Genomic DNA, 15403 nt, shown 5'->3' with positions numbered 1-15403 from the left:
TTCCCAAAAGTGCTATACTTTTATTATGGAAAGCAAAAATTTTGACTATAAAAAACTAAAAAAAATTCTAGATAAAGAGAACATATCGGTTGAACAGTTAGCTAAATTGACTGGTAAAACAAAGAAGGCTGTAAGACCATGGTTGAATGGAACTACTACACCTCATAAGAGTAGTTTAGAGAAGATTTTAAAGGTATTGCATATAACTGAGGAGAGTATATCTAAGGATGGGGTATCGATGAAAAATATGCAGTATGAGGTTATTTCAGAAACTTTAGATTATTTATTTTCATATTTCTTACCATTTTTTGCCTATTTTTCTAAAAATAACGAGAATTATCAAATCAAACAGCGTATGAATAGATTAAACACATTAAGTAAATTACATGATGATTCTATACAGTACAGAAGCTCCAAACTGCTATTTGATAAAAAAATTACATTGGATAAACAGCTATTTTCTATCATTGAACAAATAAAAGATTATGTTGAGCAGGAGCAATTTCCATGGGAAGATATGAAGAAAATTTCAGAGGATATGATTTATTCCCTTGCCTTAGAAAAAATAAAAGAGAAAGATGAGAACATAGACTCGTATTCATTATATAGACAAACTTGCATTAAAAGTATTCAGCTAATTGAAGAAAGCTTCAAAAGATCTAGTACACTTTTGAGAATGCTGGGTGAGAGAACAATGACAGATTATTCAAACGAATTACTATATGATAATCAGGCGTTATTAGATAAACATATTGTTGATTCGCATATGGGGATTGTTGCAAATATGTTTTTGTCTAATAAGAAATTGATGAGTGATATTTTTGTGAATGAGTTAGACAAGTATTTCTATTTTTCAGAATATTATCTACAGATGTATGAATGGAATAAGAGTGATTCCTCTGCTACAAATTTACCTATTCCAAGTGATGAATTTGTTATTTATTTGAAATGGAAGATTTACAATATAAGTGATGAAGAATATGCTAAACTAATGTTAGAATCAATTGATCGAAAAATACTTTCTAAATTTGATTTTGATTATGACATTAATACGATTATAATTGAAATTTTTGATAGCTTGATTCCGTTAATGATATATGAATCCCGATTGGTATGTTTGGCATATATAAAAGAGCATAAATTAAATTATTCTTTAGAGCTGTTATGTATTTTCGAAGAGCTACCAATCCAATGGACAAAATGAGAAGGAAAACGAAATTAGAATGCAAATAGTTTTGTAGAAAATTTTGTAAATATGGTGTCAGACTTATTAATGCCTATCAAGCATTATAAGTAAAGGATTAATATAATATTCGAGAAGCATCTATATGATATATATATTTATTGAAGATCAAAGTTTAATTTTGATAGTATTTCAGGGATAGAAAATTTTCAAAAACTTGTAGATGTATTAAGAAGTAAGGGGGAAGAGAGAGGTATGGAAATGGAACAAAAACGTGAGCAATTTAATCAGTTGATAGAGAAATTTTATGAACGAAATATAGTTAATGATAAAACTGATGAAGAGTATCTTGAAAATTTTAGATTACGGGTAGGAAAATTTTTATCTCAAAAACCTCTCAAAGAAAATCCAGAAGTTAAAGAGATAATATTTAACTGCTTAAAAGATGATTATCTATATTATTCAGAAAAGCATATTGCGGCAATTCTAAAAGCTTTCCACGAAAAGTTAAGTAAGGATCTGTTAGATAAAGGAGTGAGTATAAGTGATTGTTGTTTTATTGATATATTGAATAAGAGGACGGAGAAGAATAACAGTTCAAATGTACTAGTTAATCAGTATCTGAATGAAAACTATCTTCCTAATAACTACAGTAAACATTTCAGTACGATGGTGAATATTGAATTGAAAAACGAGAGACATAATAATGGGTCGAAGAACTATAGTTACTATACAGAAGATATTTATAAAATTGAGAAGGAAAATGAAATTGCAGTTATAAGAAGTGTATTGAAAGATAAAAAATATTTGATAATGATAGATGATTACTCAGGGACCGGGAGTACAATCAAAGATTTTATAAAAATACTAAAGAAATATATTGCTTAAATGAGATTAGTATAAATACTAAATTATTAGATTTTTTAGCTAGAAATGATATTGTAGTACATTTTTTTAACTACTTTGAAGGATATAGTGGAACTTTTTATCCTAGAAATAAATATAATAGTGGAAAATTACTTGTTAAACAAGTTGAAAAATATGAAAATAGTGAAGAGAGATTAAAAATAGCCAAGTCTATTGTAAACGGAATTGGAGTTAATATTTCTGAAATTTTGTATCATTACTATAGACATGAAAAATTTGAGGTAAAAGAAGTAATAGATTGGATAAGAAAAGATGCTTTTAAACAAATTGAAAATGCTAAAGGCATTCAACAAGTTATGGCAGTTGAAGGTGAAATTTGGCAGAGGTTTTATTCTACCTTCAAATACTTTTTACCAGAAGATTTTATAATGAATAAAAGAGTTAAGAGACCACCAGATAACCCGATAAATTCTTTAATTTCATTTGGAAATTCAGTTTTATATGCTAAGACAATAAATTCTATTTATAGAACACATTTAGATCAAAGAATTAGTTTTTTACATGAACCATCAGAGGGAAGATTTTCGCTTAGTTTAGATATTAGTGAGGCATTTAAGCCAATATTAGTATATAAGACTATTTTTGATTTAGTGAATAAGAAAAAACTTCAAGTAACAAAGCATTTCGATAAAAAATACAATTATTGTCTTTTAAATGAAGAAGGAAGAAAAATATTTATAGAAGCTTTTGAAAAGAGAATAGAATCAGTATTTATGCATCCAACATTAAAGAGAAAGGTATCATATAGAACTGCAATAAAATTAGATTGTTATAAACTTATAAAAAATATATTGGAAGATAAAGAATTTATACCATTTAATTGTAAGGAGAATTTATAATGAGTAAAAAATTAAACTATAATTATGTATTTGTATTTTATGATGTTGGAGAAAAACGTGTGCAAAAGGTTTTTAAAGTTTGTAAAAAATACTTATCACATTTTCAAAAATCGGTATTTAGAGGGGAGATGAATCCATCTAAGCTGATAAGATTTAAAACTGATTTAAACAAAGTAATAGATAAAAATGAAGATTTTATATGTATAATTAAGTTGATAAATGGAAATGTTTTTGGAGAAGAAGTATTAGGTTCAAAGGGTAATAATACAGGAGAAGATTTAATAATTTAAAAACTTGTTATAAAAATATATGTATAAAATAATCCAAAAAATAAAGAGGACTGCTCCCAGTCCCCTAAAATTATCTTCCAGATCTCCAATTTATCATAACATCATCACATTCATACATAACCTCATCAACTATACAGCCTGCAGGTTCTGCAAATAGAGCTGGTGCAAATTCTGGATATTCGTATATTGCATATATACATCCAAGCCATAAGTTCGAGCTTAGATACATCCAAGTGTAGTCTCTCTCTAAGCTAGAAACTAGATTTTGGACTGCTATTTTGTCGTAAGTCTCTAAAATATCGGCGTTTGGTGTGCCTGCTATTTCGTGTACTCTGTTTGCAATTTGCAATTTACCGAACTCTTCCATCCATTTATCCGCTTTTATAAGTTGTTTATTCGTTATAAGACAGTGAAGATGATATTTTAAATCTTCAATTAGATTGTAGTAGTATAAGATATTCTTTTTAAGATCGTCTGAATACCTTCTAATATCACAATTAAGTCGATTTAGTTTTTTATCAAATACGTTTTTATTCATAAAATCTTGGAAATCTTGATAAGTAGATGCACTGAAATCAGTATATTTAAACGATTGTTGGACAATATGCCAAATTGCGTTTTTCGCATCTTCACTCAACAAGTGTTCTGTATTATTTTCTAAATCAGCTTTATCTTCTTCATAATAACTAGATTCTGAAGTTTCTATTTCAGAAGGCTCATCGACAGACACATTAACAGTATTGACAGTGTCTACATGTCCTTCAGACTCATCATATTCTCCAGTTTCAGCTATTTCAAAATCTTCTTCAATTAGGTCGAAGTCTTCGTATTTTTTAATGACTGAATCAGCTACAACAAGTTCGTCGTCATCTTCTAAAAATGCAAAGCTATTTTCAACTATTTCGTCTTCTTCACATTTTTGAAGTATAGAAGGTGCCTCTTTGTTTATATAAGTCTCGCTTGCGTAAGTTTGTGAGTAAGTCTCGTTAAACGTATCTTCAAATGTATCTTCTACAGTTTGTGTACTCGTCTCAAACACTTTCACTTCTGCTAATTTCACAACTTCGGCAACTTTCACCTCTGCTACTTGAACAGCCTCAACAGCTTTTTCTTCATAAACTTCTTCACATAAATATTTCTCAGTTGTATCTAATGAATCAACTTTATTTTCAAAATCTATTTCACAAGATTGTGTTTCATAAACTTCTTCAAAATCATCTTCTAAATTAGTGTTAGCAGTTTCTGTTTCATAAAAATCGTATGTATTTTCTTTGTAGATATCTTTATAAGTATCTTCTTTGAAATCGTCTTTTGAAACTTCTGTCTCTACTATTCTTTCTTTATAAACTTCTTCAAAAATCTCCTCAAAAGCGTTTGATGTGCTTATTTCTTCTGCAACTTCTTTTACAATTTCACGTACTGGTTCACAAGGTTTCTCTTCTGCTTTATAAGAAGAATCGTAAGAATCATAAGATTTCGCATTTTGGATATTTCTTTTGTTTGAGTTTGAAGTAGATGATTTTAGCGAGAAGAAATGTGCAGTCCAGTTTTCACAACATTTGTTGATTTCGTCTACAACAACTTCTGACGAGCTGTCGAATAAATCATGTCCAAAGTGTGGTTTTTCATAAATCGCACTTACACAACCAAGCAGTAAACTCGAATTTATATACATCCAAGTGTAGTCGCTTTCTAATCTACGTATTAAATCATCTCCATATATGTACTTATAATCGTCTAATATGTCGCTATTTTTAGCCTCATAAATATTGTGTATAAGGTTTTTTCTCTGCATATCAGAGAATATATCCATCCACTCATCTACACTAAGCAATCTTCTATGTGTTAAAATCGAGCAAATATGGTCGTTTAAATCATCCATAAGGTTGTAATAATAAACTATGTCTTTTTTTAGCATATCAGTATATACGATATTGTCGCCACATGCACGATTTAGCTTTTTCTCAAACACATCATTTTTAAGTAAATCTTTTAAATCCTCGAAAGTCATGGTGTTTAAGCCTGTATTTCTGTAAGAATAATCTGCAATAGAAGGAATAACTCTCTTTGCGCTGTTAGTTAAAAGTTCTGTGTTTTGAGAGGGTTTTTCAGAAGTCTTGTTAGAAGATAAAGATGAAAATAAATCTTTAAAAAAACTCATTAATGTTTCCTCCTCAATATATTAAACCCGTCCAAATTTGGATGAGCCTTTTATATTGTATCACAAACTGAGGAGAATGAAGAGAGGGGAGTTTACAAACTTGCGTAATTTTTTTATAACACATACTACAAGACTGTAGATTATGCTTCTACAGCCTTTTTATATAATAAACTTTAATGCTGATTTTATATAGACACTACATCACTAAGGTTTAAGATTAACATATATAGACAGCGACATCACTTCTATCTGAGCAATAAGTATAATTATCTGAAACTTGTGTATTATACCTATAAACTATCTGAGATATATTATAAATTGGATTTATAAAGCAATTATTTACAACAGCATCAAAACAAATGGTTTTGACTTCACAAGGGCTAAACACTCCCAAATCTATACAATATATATCAAAGTAATAAGGGAGTTGTACATTATTTATAATCAGACTTCCTAAAATAAAGGAAGCCGATTTAGATAAATTATTGTATAAAAAAACACGAGAAGAATTACCTATTATAGTATTTGTATTATTGGATATAGCTACTGAAAATCTTATAATATCTCCTATACAAGTTGTGTACCTATCTGCACAGCTTGCAATAGATAAAGCACATTTAGCCATGCAAGAACATGATGCTATTGAAAGTCTATTTAAACTTATATCGTCTACTGCATAATACATAGAAACTGGGCTACAAATACATATTGAAATACAAGAATTACAACATGTATTAAATTTTATGCTGACTTGTTGCCATATTGGTAAATGTGAATTAGTAGATATTTGTTCATAATCACTATATAAGGTGCAACAGTCGTTTAACCCATTTATACATACACTTACTTTTGAATTTATCTGGTTTGGACTTTTATCTATATTTGCTATCCAAAATGAAAATAAATAAGTCGTATTTTCATTAAGATTATTTACAATAGTTGAAAATGATGCATTGTTTGACCCATCTCCACCTACAATTTGCATCAGTCCTGTTTCTGTGCTTGTTGAATGATCAGATAACCTCCACCAGTTATAATCATCACTATATGGAGAGATTGTATTTCCAATCGTATAATATCCTCTAAAAAGCTCGTTTGTCTGCTTAGTAAACTTAAAACAAGAAGTAATATTGTCATTTGGATATGGATTATTACTAGGTCCACTGTCAGGGCTACTTCCTTGTGAAACTTCACCAAATGTCCCATTACTAGCAACCTTAATCAAATTGTCGGGATATACAATTAGACAATTTTCTAGCGTTTGGGTGAGATATATAGCCGGCCCTATTAAAAAATCCGCCTCATATACATCTACAGTAGAAGTTACAGTTAGATTTACAGTAGTCGAGGTCACCGTATTTAAGGCATTCATACCGTCTACTCGATTTTCTGGAGCTATAGATGTATAGCTAGGTACTTTTGCCACTTGAATTTGTGATGCGGCTCTTGCATTAGCATCAAAATCAGCAGGGATAGGTAAAATAGTTTTTGAATAACCATCTGCTACAACGACTCTATAATTTCCAGGAGGTACATTAGAAAATTTATATTCACCGCTATTATCAGTAAAAGTAGCAATTGTCCTAAGGTCGCCGTCAGTACTTTGTAAAACTATCGGTATATTTGCTACTCCTGAATCATTTGTAAAGTCGATTAATCCACTTCTGTTGACATTGAAAATGAGCAATCCTGTTATACTTGCCATAAACTCATCTCCTTTTAAATAAATTTGATTTTTACTCGTTATAAAATCATAATAGCTATCGTATTATTAGTACAACAAATATTTGAGTCTGAATCTATATAAATCACCTTAGCACAACTAGTCAGTAGCCTTTGAAAATTAGACTGTATAAATGCGCTAAAGACGATTGTTTTTAATTCATATGGTTTAAAAATACCTAGATTAATATTACATAAATTTATACAACTTAAAGGCATATTGTTTAGTAAAAGTGTGTTAGGAATAAAGCAAGCACAATCAGATAAAACATTTGAAAAAATAATCGGATAGTCATTACTTCCCATACTAAATTCACTTGTATTGTATATACAAATATTAAATGTCAAAATATCGCCCACACAAGTTAAATGTTTATTTACGCAATTTGTAACGCAGAAATTATCACATACACTACCTGAAGTAGTTCTACATAAGTTTGTAACTTTTCTCAGTTTAATATCATCAATAGCGAAAAAATACATAGGTGCTACACTTAACATATTTAGCGAAACTGAAGTATTTTCGCCTGTGTTGAATTTAACGCCTATCTCCTGCCAAATTGGTAGTTTAGGATCTGTACTTATCATGTGGTTTAAGTTGCTATATAGTGGAGTATGTGTATCTAGACCATCTACTGTCATGCCTACTTTGGAATCTGATGGAGATTGATTTTTATTTAAACTTGCAACCCAAGCTGTAAATAAATAAGTTGTGTTTTTTTCGAGGTTATTTACAGTAGTCGATAAAGTTTTCTTATTTGAACTATTGCCGCCTACAATCTGCATTCTACCTGTTTCTATACTTGTCGTGTGGTCGGATAATCTCCACCAATCGTAGAGTTCACTTTCATTATATGGTTTTGTCGTATTTCCAATAGTGTAATCTCCTATTGGGATTTCGTTTGATTGTTTAATCCATGTAAAATCAGACATAAGAGATGAATTACTATATGGATTAGTTGCGGGACCGCTATTTGGCTCGCTACCTATTTCGACGTCGCCAAATGTCCCATTATCTCCAGCTGATATTAGATTATTAGGTGATAAAGAACTACACTTATCTAATATATAATTTTTATATAAAGCAGGGCCTATATAAAAGTAGACATCATCTAGGGGAGCATCCTCAGTTACTGTAATATATAAAGTTGTAGGTAATACTGCGTTTAATGCGTTCATTCCTTTTGTACGCCTGTCTGCTGGCAGCACATTTTTATAACTGGGGACCTTGCCTTGTGTGATTTCTTTTTCGGGTTTTGCAGCCGTAGCAAAGTCTGCTGGGCTAGGTGTAATAAGTCCTGTATATCCATCAACAACACTTATTTTGTAATTTCCGGCAGGTACATTAAAAAACTCAAAGTCGCCGACACCATCAGTTAAAGTCGCGACTGTATTAAAACTACCATCAGTACTTTGTAAAACTAAAGGTGTATTATTTATAGCGCCGTCAGTTCTAAAGTCGATTTCACCACTTCTATCTGCATCAAAAATTAATGCACCTGTTACAACAGCCATTAAAATCACCATCCTTGTACTTAAGTTTTTCACTTCAAAAATATTTTGCAAATTAAAATTAAATATAAATTAAATATACTGTAAGTTGAAATATACTGTAGATTAAAAATCTACTTCAAAATAAAAATAAAGTGTTATTATATAATATTTAAAAATATATAAAATGTTACCGAAATAGAGGTTAAAATGTTGGAATATAGCGTAAAGATATATGATTAACTTATATATTAATTTATATTTTCAATATACAATATAAGGTGTCGAGAAATGTAATAATTTAAATATAAAAAAAAGAAGGCTATTTAAATACGTTTATCTAATAAATAAATAATCGAATTTTATCATTAAATAATTACAAATAATAGTTTTGATAGGTTTTTTAATTCAAAGGGGCGATAATTATGTTGGACAGAATAGATGAATTGATAGAAATAGCTAAGAAATATGTAAAGATGGGTTATGATCCAATTGAGGCTATTAAAATAGCAGAGAAGAAAATATACGAAAAATATTTAAATAGCTGAGGTGAAAAATGAACATATTTAAACGGCTATATTAAAGTGAATTTTAAAAATATTATTAAAAACTCCAAAAAATAATCTAGCATTATAGGTAGATGCCAGATTATTTTTTGTGAAAATAAACTATTTTACGGTATCTTTTAAAAGCACTTCTTCTAATACCTTATCTAAATAATCTTTAGTAAATTCAATGTTTTGGTAAAATAAAAACATAGCAAATTGGTTTGGGTTTAACTCTTCTTGGTTTTCTTCGCTGAGAAGAGTTATTTGTTTTATCAACTCTTCCGAAGAGTATCTTTGAGTTAATAAATTGTTAAACGCACTTTCTGTAATTGTTTTTAATTCTTCCTTTGTCATAATAGACCTCCTCCGTATTATTATTATTATTATTTATTTTTACTATTATCGTTTATTATTTTTATTTTATCTCCAGTATTTAGTAATATTATATAAAAAATATATTTGGTTTTCACTAAAAAAACTATATTTTTCCTGAAAATCTTGACACTTTATAAACAGTATAAAAGGCAGTAAGTGAGTAATTAAATAACTAAATAATAAGTAAGCAAGAGATTAAATAGATATAAAATTAAAATAGTAAATAAAAAATAATATTATACCGAGTAGGAAAGAATAAGGATAACAACTATATAAAATCAAAGACAATTTGAATTGGTTTTACATCTTTTTATATTTATTATTTAAGTTTTATTTAAAAACTAAAGTTTTAAAATAAAATTCACTGCGTTCATTTCGCCAACGAATCAAAGATTCCGTTGCTCAAAACGCCAAGCTTATAAAATTAAAAAACTCCATTAATAACAAAAGAGTCCATTAAAACTTAGAAACATTAAATAATATAAAAATAAATTACAATAAAAAAGAACCTCTACAACAGAGATCCTTTACTTAGAGTAATATTTATCGTTCATAAGATAAGACAAAGTAAACAAGCTATTAGAGAAGTTTACATTTTCGACTTTCACATCATCAGGTACATTTATATCAGGAGCGGAGAAGTTCCAAATACCTTTTATCCCGGCGTCGACTAAAATATCTGTCATCTCTTGGACGCAGTGTTTTCTAACACATAATATCCCGATATTTATATTGTTGTTTTTAATAAAATCTTTCAAATTATCTAAGTCGATTATCTCGATTTCGTTTATTTTCATTCCGATAAGTTTTGGATTTATATCAAACAATGCTTTTATAGGAAATCCGACTTGTGAAAATCCGTCATAATTCGCTAGGGTTTGACCTAGATTTCCCGCACCTACAACTACCATATTATGTAGTTTATTAATTCCCAAAAAATCGCCAATTTCTTTTTTTAAAGTTTGAACTTGGTATCCATGCCCCTGGCGTCCAAACTCCCCAATTGTGTTAAAATCCTGTCTAATTAGAGAAGGGCTAATATTCATCATTTTGCCTAAAGTATATGATGAAATCACCTGGATATTTTTTAAATCTAATTCGTCAATATATCTATAATACTTGGTTAACCTTCTAATCGTGGCACTTGATAAAGTTTTGTCTTTTCTCATTCATATTACCTCACTATAATAAAAAATAATAAATCTTACTTATATTGTATATCAACATTGTTAAAAAAAACAATAACAATATATAAATTGAAGTATTAAAAGCATAATGGATTAAATATTGATTTATAAGGAATATTTTATATGTATGGGCAAATATATTATACTACAAGGATAATTAGCAATTTCAAAAGAAGAATGTAATATTAAAGGGGGAATATGTATGAATTTGAGTTTTGAAAAATTATCTATGGAACATAAATATCCTGTAATGGAGATTTACAACTACTATATTGAGCATACATTTGCAGCCTTTCCAGGAAATAAACTGCCTAGCAATTTTTATGAAAAGATCTTAGACGATATAAAAGACTATCCAGCATATGCAGTCAAATTAGATGATAAAGTAGTGGGCTTTTGTTACTTATGTTCTTACAAAAACTACAAGACACTTAAAGAAACAGCAGAAGTGATTTGTTATCTTTCATATGATGCAAAAGGAAAGGGAATAGGATATCACTGCTTAAAAAGACTAGAAGATGATGCAAAGGAAATGGGAATTAAGAATTTAATCGCACTTCTTTCTACAAAAAATAAAATAAGTACAAAGTTTTATTATAAATACGGCTTTAAATCTTGCGGTATAATCCAAGATATCGTGAAAAAATTTGATACTGTATTTGGAATAATCATTTTGAAAAAGACTTTATCATAAAATTAAAGCAAAAAAGAAAAGTAAAAGTGAAAGTCATAAGAAAAAGTTATATATATGTAAAGTTATAAACATAAAATCAAAATTAAACTTAAAGGAATTTGTGTTATGAGTTTTTCTATATCATTTATAAATAAAAAGAGAATAAATAAAAAGAGGTTGTCACAATTATTGCGACAACCTTTATTTTTATATTAAGCAGCAACTTCTTCTTTATCGTTTCCACGAACTACGTCAGCAGTTACTATTTTGTAATTTTTGAATATTGCATATCCTATAAATCCACCTAATATACTTACTAAAGCACAACCAGCAGCAGCTATTAATACTTTTATTGCTGGGTTATAAGCGAACATTACAGCAAGACCAGCTATTGGAGTAGCAGTTCCTGGTGAGTTGTTTACAAGTCCCATAGAAGCTATTATTACACCTGACATAGCCCCACCTATGAAGTTAGTAACATATACAGGTATTGGATTTGCTGATATTAAGTCAGCTTGAGTTAATGGTTCTATTGCAACAGCTATGTTGTCTTTTTTAGAACCGAATTTCATTTTGCTAAAGAACACGAAGTTCATGAATGAAGAACCGAATACTTATAAGGCACCTATTGCCATTGGAGCACCAGTAAGTCCTATCATAGCAGTTAAAGCCATTGAACTAAGTGGAGCAGTAGCAACTACTGTTATTAATCCACCAAGGATTATACCCATTATTATTGGAGAAGCAGTTGAAGCCTCTATTAAAACTGTTCCTACAGTATTTAAAACACCATTTACAACTGGGCTAGTAACATCTCCTATGAAGTAAGTTAAAGGAGCAGCAACTAATATTATAACTATTAAGTCAAGACCAGCTGGAACTTTTTCTTCTAAGAATTTAATAACAAATGATGCTATGTAACCAGCTATGAAACCTGGTAATATTTTGAAGTTTAAGCAAGTTAAACCTACTAACACAGCATAAACTGGAGAAACTCCAAGAGCTAATGGAACTAAAGTTGCAGCAGCAACCCCACCTAACGAACCGTTCGCATTACCAACATTTTGTAAAAATTCTATACCTAAAACATCTCCAAAGAATGATAAGTGGAACGCTTCCACTAAGAACGACGCACATGCAGCGTTTGCAAGACCACCCATAGCCTTCATACCTTGTGGCGCCTTATAACTAAATAATGTAAATAAAGCAAGTACTACTAGTAATAATGTAAATTATAGAAAATTAATTATAAATTGCATAATAGAAAATTATAATTTTAAAAAATATCAAAATATAACTTACATGATATTGAATTATAACTTATGAGAAATGAATTTAATGATTTAAATGTACGATATGAAATTATGAAATTATGGATTTGTTTTAGCTTCTTAATTCTAATTTTTATAAATTATAAGCTTTACCTAAACTTACATATTAGACTTTAATATTCTTTTTAAACTTAATATATTTATATATAAAACTTAATATATTCTTTAAAATATATTCTTTAAACTTTTTTAAACTTTAATCTCTTCTTCTTTTTATATAAACCATTTATATAAACTATTTGTATCTTTTTATATAAATTAATTTTTTGATAGAATTTGGTACAAATTAGCTTAAATATTAATAATATAAACTATGCAAGTGAATTACTGGGGGTGACATCATGGCAAAAATAGTAGAAGTGAATGATTTGACTAAGACGTTTTATACTAAAGACGGTGAAATGCGCGTACTAGACCACATCAACTTTTATGTTGAAGAGGGCGAGATATTTTCACTGTTGGGACCGTCTGGTAGTGGTAAATCTACTATTTTAAACATTTTGACAAAATTATTAGAACCAACTGAGGGCGACGTGGTCATTAATGGAACAATCGGATATATGTTTCAACGTGACCATTTATTAGACTGGAGAACTATAATGGATAATATAACTATAGGGCTTGAAATTTTAAAAAGAAAGGATAAAGCTTCGCTTGATAGAATTGAGAGACTTTTAAAAACGTACGGACTTTGGGATTTTAAGGATATGTATCCAAAAGAACTATCAGGAGGGATGAGACAGAGGGTAGCGCTAATAAGAACTTTGTCAGTAGACCCTGATATACTTTTGTTGGATGAACCGTTCTCTGCTCTTGATTATCAGACGAGACTTATGGTAAATGACGATATTTACAAAATTATAAAAAATGAACACAAGACAGCTTTGCTTGTAACTCACGATATAAGTGAGGCGATTGCAATGTCTGATAGAATTGCTGTGCTTTCTAAAAGACCTGCAACAATTAAATGTGAGCATGAAATAAACTTCGGCAATATGGAAAATGAAAAAACTCCGTTTAATTGTAGAAAGGAACCTGTATTTCAACAATATTTTGATATTCTTTGGAAGGAGATAGATAATAATGACATTGGGTAAATTTAAAAAGAATAAGCAAGCTTCTAAAATGTCATCTACAGCTAACGATGTTTCAAGTGTAGAAAAAAAAGAAATGTCTGTAGGATATCAAAATTATTTGAGAAGTATTAAAGTAGAAAAAATAAAAGTACTTATTATGCAACTTGTTTTATTAGTGGCGATTTTAGTATTATGGGAAGTTCTTGCAAATAAAGGTGTTATAAGTACATTTTTATTTAGTAAACCATCCGAAATATACGACTTGTTTATGAGATATATGGAAAACGGAAAACTTTGGATACATGTAAAGACTTCTGTGTATGAGACGATGCTTGGGCTTATAATCGGTACAGTTGGCGGTGTATTAGTTGCGATACTACTTTGGGCATCTCCTAGACTTTCAAAAGTCTTAGATCCATTTTTAGTAGTATTAAATGCACTTCCTAAAACAGCTTTAGCACCTATTGTAATCGTTTGGGTAGGGGCTAATATAAAAGGTATAGTTGTGACAGCAATATTGATTTCTATCGTTGTTACAATATTATCTGCATATAATTATTTTATAAATGTTGATGAAGAGAAAATCAAAATGTTGAAGAGTTTTAAAGCCACTAAGCTTCAAATATTATTTAAATTAATATTGCCTGCTAATATTGGAAACTTAATAAATATTGTTAAAATCAATATAGGTATGGCTTGGGTCGGAGTAATCGTAGGAGAATTCTTAGTTTCTAGAAACGGAATCGGCTATCTGATTGTATATGGTAGCCAAGTATTTAAACTTGACATAGTTATGATGGGCGTGTTCGTACTTGCCGTTTGCGCTTGGGTAATGTATGAAATTGTGAATATAATTGAAAAATTATATAAGAATTATAGATAATGGAATTTAGATGATTTTAAAGCTAACGCTTATAGGGGCTGTGTATAAGATTTATACATGGCCTTTTATAATGCCTATTTTGTATTTTTCTGAGATAATATTTATTTTTTATATAAATTAAATTACATAATATACAAATAAACTATTATTAACTTAAGTATTTTAATATGCATCTAGAATTGAAATTAAAAATAAGGGGATATTTGGGGGATAATTATGATTAATAAGGTTGATGAAGGTGTATTAATAGATTTATGTGAGCAGTTTAATAAAGTTATATTAGAAGTTTTGGGGTTTTATGGTGAGTTTAGATATAGAGAGGGCGAAAGTGATGATTATTATATTATAAGTAATAAAATTAAAGCTTCTAAAGAGAAGAGATTTGATTTAAATATGAGGCTTTATAAAAATAAAGAAAAAAATGAGTTTTTATATGTATATATATTGTGGTTTTCTGTCAATCCTAAAAAGGTCGGGCTAGGTAGTATTATAATAAACGAAATTATAGAGGTTTTAAAAGCTTGTACTAATTTAGAATTTTTAGTGCTTCATCCTGATGATAATGAAGTTAAATATTTTTGGATGAAAAATAATTTTATGATAAGCGATGGGAAAATAGAAAATAGAATAAATATAAATACTAGAAGAATTCTTATATATAATGTATATTAAATTTAATGTATAAATATATATTAATTTATTTTTTTACAATTATTT

General features: G+C 29.1%; 14 protein-coding genes and 1 pseudogene. 9 read left to right on the top strand and 6 right to left on the bottom strand.

Going from position 1 to position 15403, the window contains the following annotated elements; translation table 11 throughout:
- The 4 genes from RDX53_RS11825 to cas2 form a co-directional block, all read left to right on the top strand.
- On the top strand, nt 1–1204 hold a 1204-nt coding region (locus tag RDX53_RS11825; protein ID WP_307994219.1), incomplete at its 5' end, for a helix-turn-helix transcriptional regulator.
- 234 nt (nt 1205–1438) lie between these two features.
- Nucleotides 1439–2071, top strand: coding sequence for a hypothetical protein (locus RDX53_RS11820; protein WP_307994218.1), 633 nt, complete (start codon nt 1439–1441; stop codon nt 2069–2071).
- Nucleotides 2059–2949: a type I-B CRISPR-associated endonuclease Cas1b gene (cas1b, locus tag RDX53_RS11815; protein WP_331607288.1), complete on the top strand. Its 891-nt coding sequence runs from the start codon at nt 2059–2061 to the stop codon at nt 2947–2949. The genes RDX53_RS11820 and cas1b overlap by 13 nt, the downstream gene beginning before the upstream one ends.
- The gene (cas2, locus tag RDX53_RS11810; RefSeq protein WP_307994217.1) at nt 2949–3239 is read left to right on the top strand and encodes a CRISPR-associated endonuclease Cas2; all 291 of its coding nucleotides are present in this window, start codon (nt 2949–2951) and stop codon (nt 3237–3239) included. The genes cas1b and cas2 overlap by 1 nt, the downstream gene beginning before the upstream one ends.
- A 70-nt stretch (nt 3240–3309) precedes the next feature.
- Here cas2 and RDX53_RS11805 read toward each other — a convergent pair whose 3' ends face one another.
- The 3 genes from RDX53_RS11805 to RDX53_RS11795 all read right to left on the bottom strand — a co-directional run bounded on the left by RDX53_RS11805 (nt 3310) and on the right by RDX53_RS11795 (nt 8649).
- Nucleotides 3310–5400: a hypothetical protein gene (locus tag RDX53_RS11805; protein ID WP_307994216.1), complete on the bottom strand. Its 2091-nt coding sequence runs from the start codon at nt 5398–5400 to the stop codon at nt 3310–3312.
- Between the two features lie 217 nt (nt 5401–5617).
- Nucleotides 5618–7105 carry a carboxypeptidase-like regulatory domain-containing protein gene (locus tag RDX53_RS11800; RefSeq protein ID WP_307994215.1) on the bottom strand — a complete coding sequence of 496 codons (1488 nt, stop codon included), beginning with the start codon at nt 7103–7105 and terminating at the stop codon, nt 5618–5620.
- A gap of 38 nt (nt 7106–7143) precedes the next feature.
- Nucleotides 7144–8649, bottom strand: a complete 1506-nt coding sequence (locus RDX53_RS11795) for a hypothetical protein (protein WP_307994214.1) — start codon at nt 8647–8649, stop codon at nt 7144–7146.
- Nucleotides 8650–9038: 389 nt separating this feature from the next.
- On the opposite strand from RDX53_RS11795, the gene RDX53_RS11790 reads away from it, so the two are divergent.
- Entirely contained in the window at nt 9039–9161 is a 123-nt protein-coding gene (locus RDX53_RS11790) for a hypothetical protein (RefSeq protein WP_279325549.1), read from the top strand.
- Between the two features lie 120 nt (nt 9162–9281).
- On the opposite strand, the gene RDX53_RS11785 is transcribed toward RDX53_RS11790, so the two are convergent.
- The gene (locus RDX53_RS11785) at nt 9282–9515 is read right to left on the bottom strand and encodes a hypothetical protein (RefSeq protein WP_195929791.1); all 234 of its coding nucleotides are present in this window, start codon (nt 9513–9515) and stop codon (nt 9282–9284) included.
- A 548-nt stretch (nt 9516–10063) separates the two neighbouring features.
- Complete coding sequence (locus RDX53_RS11780; RefSeq protein ID WP_195929790.1) at nt 10064–10705, bottom strand: redox-sensing transcriptional repressor Rex; 642 nt, start codon at nt 10703–10705, stop codon at nt 10064–10066.
- Nucleotides 10706–10925: 220 nt separating this feature from the next.
- Here RDX53_RS11780 and RDX53_RS11775 point away from each other — a divergent pair, with 220 nt between their 5' ends.
- Nucleotides 10926–11417 (top strand): GNAT family N-acetyltransferase, encoded by a 492-nt coding sequence (locus RDX53_RS11775; protein ID WP_195929789.1) that lies wholly within the window; start codon nt 10926–10928, stop codon nt 11415–11417.
- Nucleotides 11418–11608: 191 nt separating this feature from the next.
- Here RDX53_RS11775 and RDX53_RS11770 read toward each other — a convergent pair.
- A pseudogene (locus tag RDX53_RS11770) lies at nt 11609–12556 on the bottom strand (PTS sugar transporter subunit IIC).
- 512 nt (nt 12557–13068) lie between these two features.
- Between RDX53_RS11770 and RDX53_RS11765 the strand changes: the two are divergent.
- From RDX53_RS11765 to RDX53_RS11755, 3 genes are all read left to right on the top strand, one after another.
- A complete protein-coding gene (locus RDX53_RS11765; RefSeq protein ID WP_195931858.1) occupies nt 13069–13824 on the top strand; it encodes an ABC transporter ATP-binding protein in 756 nt (251 codons plus the stop codon).
- On the top strand, nt 13811–14686 hold the full coding sequence (locus tag RDX53_RS11760; protein WP_330593280.1) for an ABC transporter permease: 876 nt from the start codon (nt 13811–13813) through the stop codon (nt 14684–14686). The genes RDX53_RS11765 and RDX53_RS11760 overlap by 14 nt, the downstream gene beginning before the upstream one ends.
- Before the next feature lie 216 nt (nt 14687–14902).
- On the top strand, nt 14903–15358 hold the full coding sequence (locus tag RDX53_RS11755) for a hypothetical protein (protein ID WP_195931857.1): 456 nt from the start codon (nt 14903–14905) through the stop codon (nt 15356–15358).
- The last annotated feature ends 45 nt before the right edge of the window (nt 15359–15403 follow it).

This window comes from uncultured Intestinibacter sp. (assembly GCF_902468165.1).
Classification (GTDB): domain Bacteria; phylum Bacillota; class Clostridia; order Peptostreptococcales; family Peptostreptococcaceae; genus Intestinibacter.
Note: the sequence above shows the minus strand (reverse complement) of the source record. Positions and strands in the feature narration are given on the sequence as shown.

Coding starts and splice junctions, on each gene's coding strand:
- RDX53_RS11820 (WP_307994218.1), top strand. CDS start 1,439: ATGGAAATGGAACAAAAACGTGAGCAATTTAATCAGTTGATAGAGAAA.
- cas2 (WP_307994217.1), top strand. CDS start 2,949: ATGAGTAAAAAATTAAACTATAATTATGTATTTGTATTTTATGATGTT.
- RDX53_RS11805 (WP_307994216.1), bottom strand. CDS start 5,400: ATGAGTTTTTTTAAAGATTTATTTTCATCTTTATCTTCTAACAAGACT.
- RDX53_RS11800 (WP_307994215.1), bottom strand. CDS start 7,105: ATGGCAAGTATAACAGGATTGCTCATTTTCAATGTCAACAGAAGTGGA.
- RDX53_RS11795 (WP_307994214.1), bottom strand. CDS start 8,649: ATGGTGATTTTAATGGCTGTTGTAACAGGTGCATTAATTTTTGATGCA.
- RDX53_RS11790 (WP_279325549.1), top strand. CDS start 9,039: ATGTTGGACAGAATAGATGAATTGATAGAAATAGCTAAGAAATATGTA.
- RDX53_RS11785 (WP_195929791.1), bottom strand. CDS start 9,515: ATGACAAAGGAAGAATTAAAAACAATTACAGAAAGTGCGTTTAACAAT.
- RDX53_RS11780 (WP_195929790.1), bottom strand. CDS start 10,705: ATGAGAAAAGACAAAACTTTATCAAGTGCCACGATTAGAAGGTTAACC.
- RDX53_RS11775 (WP_195929789.1), top strand. CDS start 10,926: ATGAATTTGAGTTTTGAAAAATTATCTATGGAACATAAATATCCTGTA.
- RDX53_RS11765 (WP_195931858.1), top strand. CDS start 13,069: ATGGCAAAAATAGTAGAAGTGAATGATTTGACTAAGACGTTTTATACT.
- RDX53_RS11760 (WP_330593280.1), top strand. CDS start 13,811: ATGACATTGGGTAAATTTAAAAAGAATAAGCAAGCTTCTAAAATGTCA.
- RDX53_RS11755 (WP_195931857.1), top strand. CDS start 14,903: ATGATTAATAAGGTTGATGAAGGTGTATTAATAGATTTATGTGAGCAG.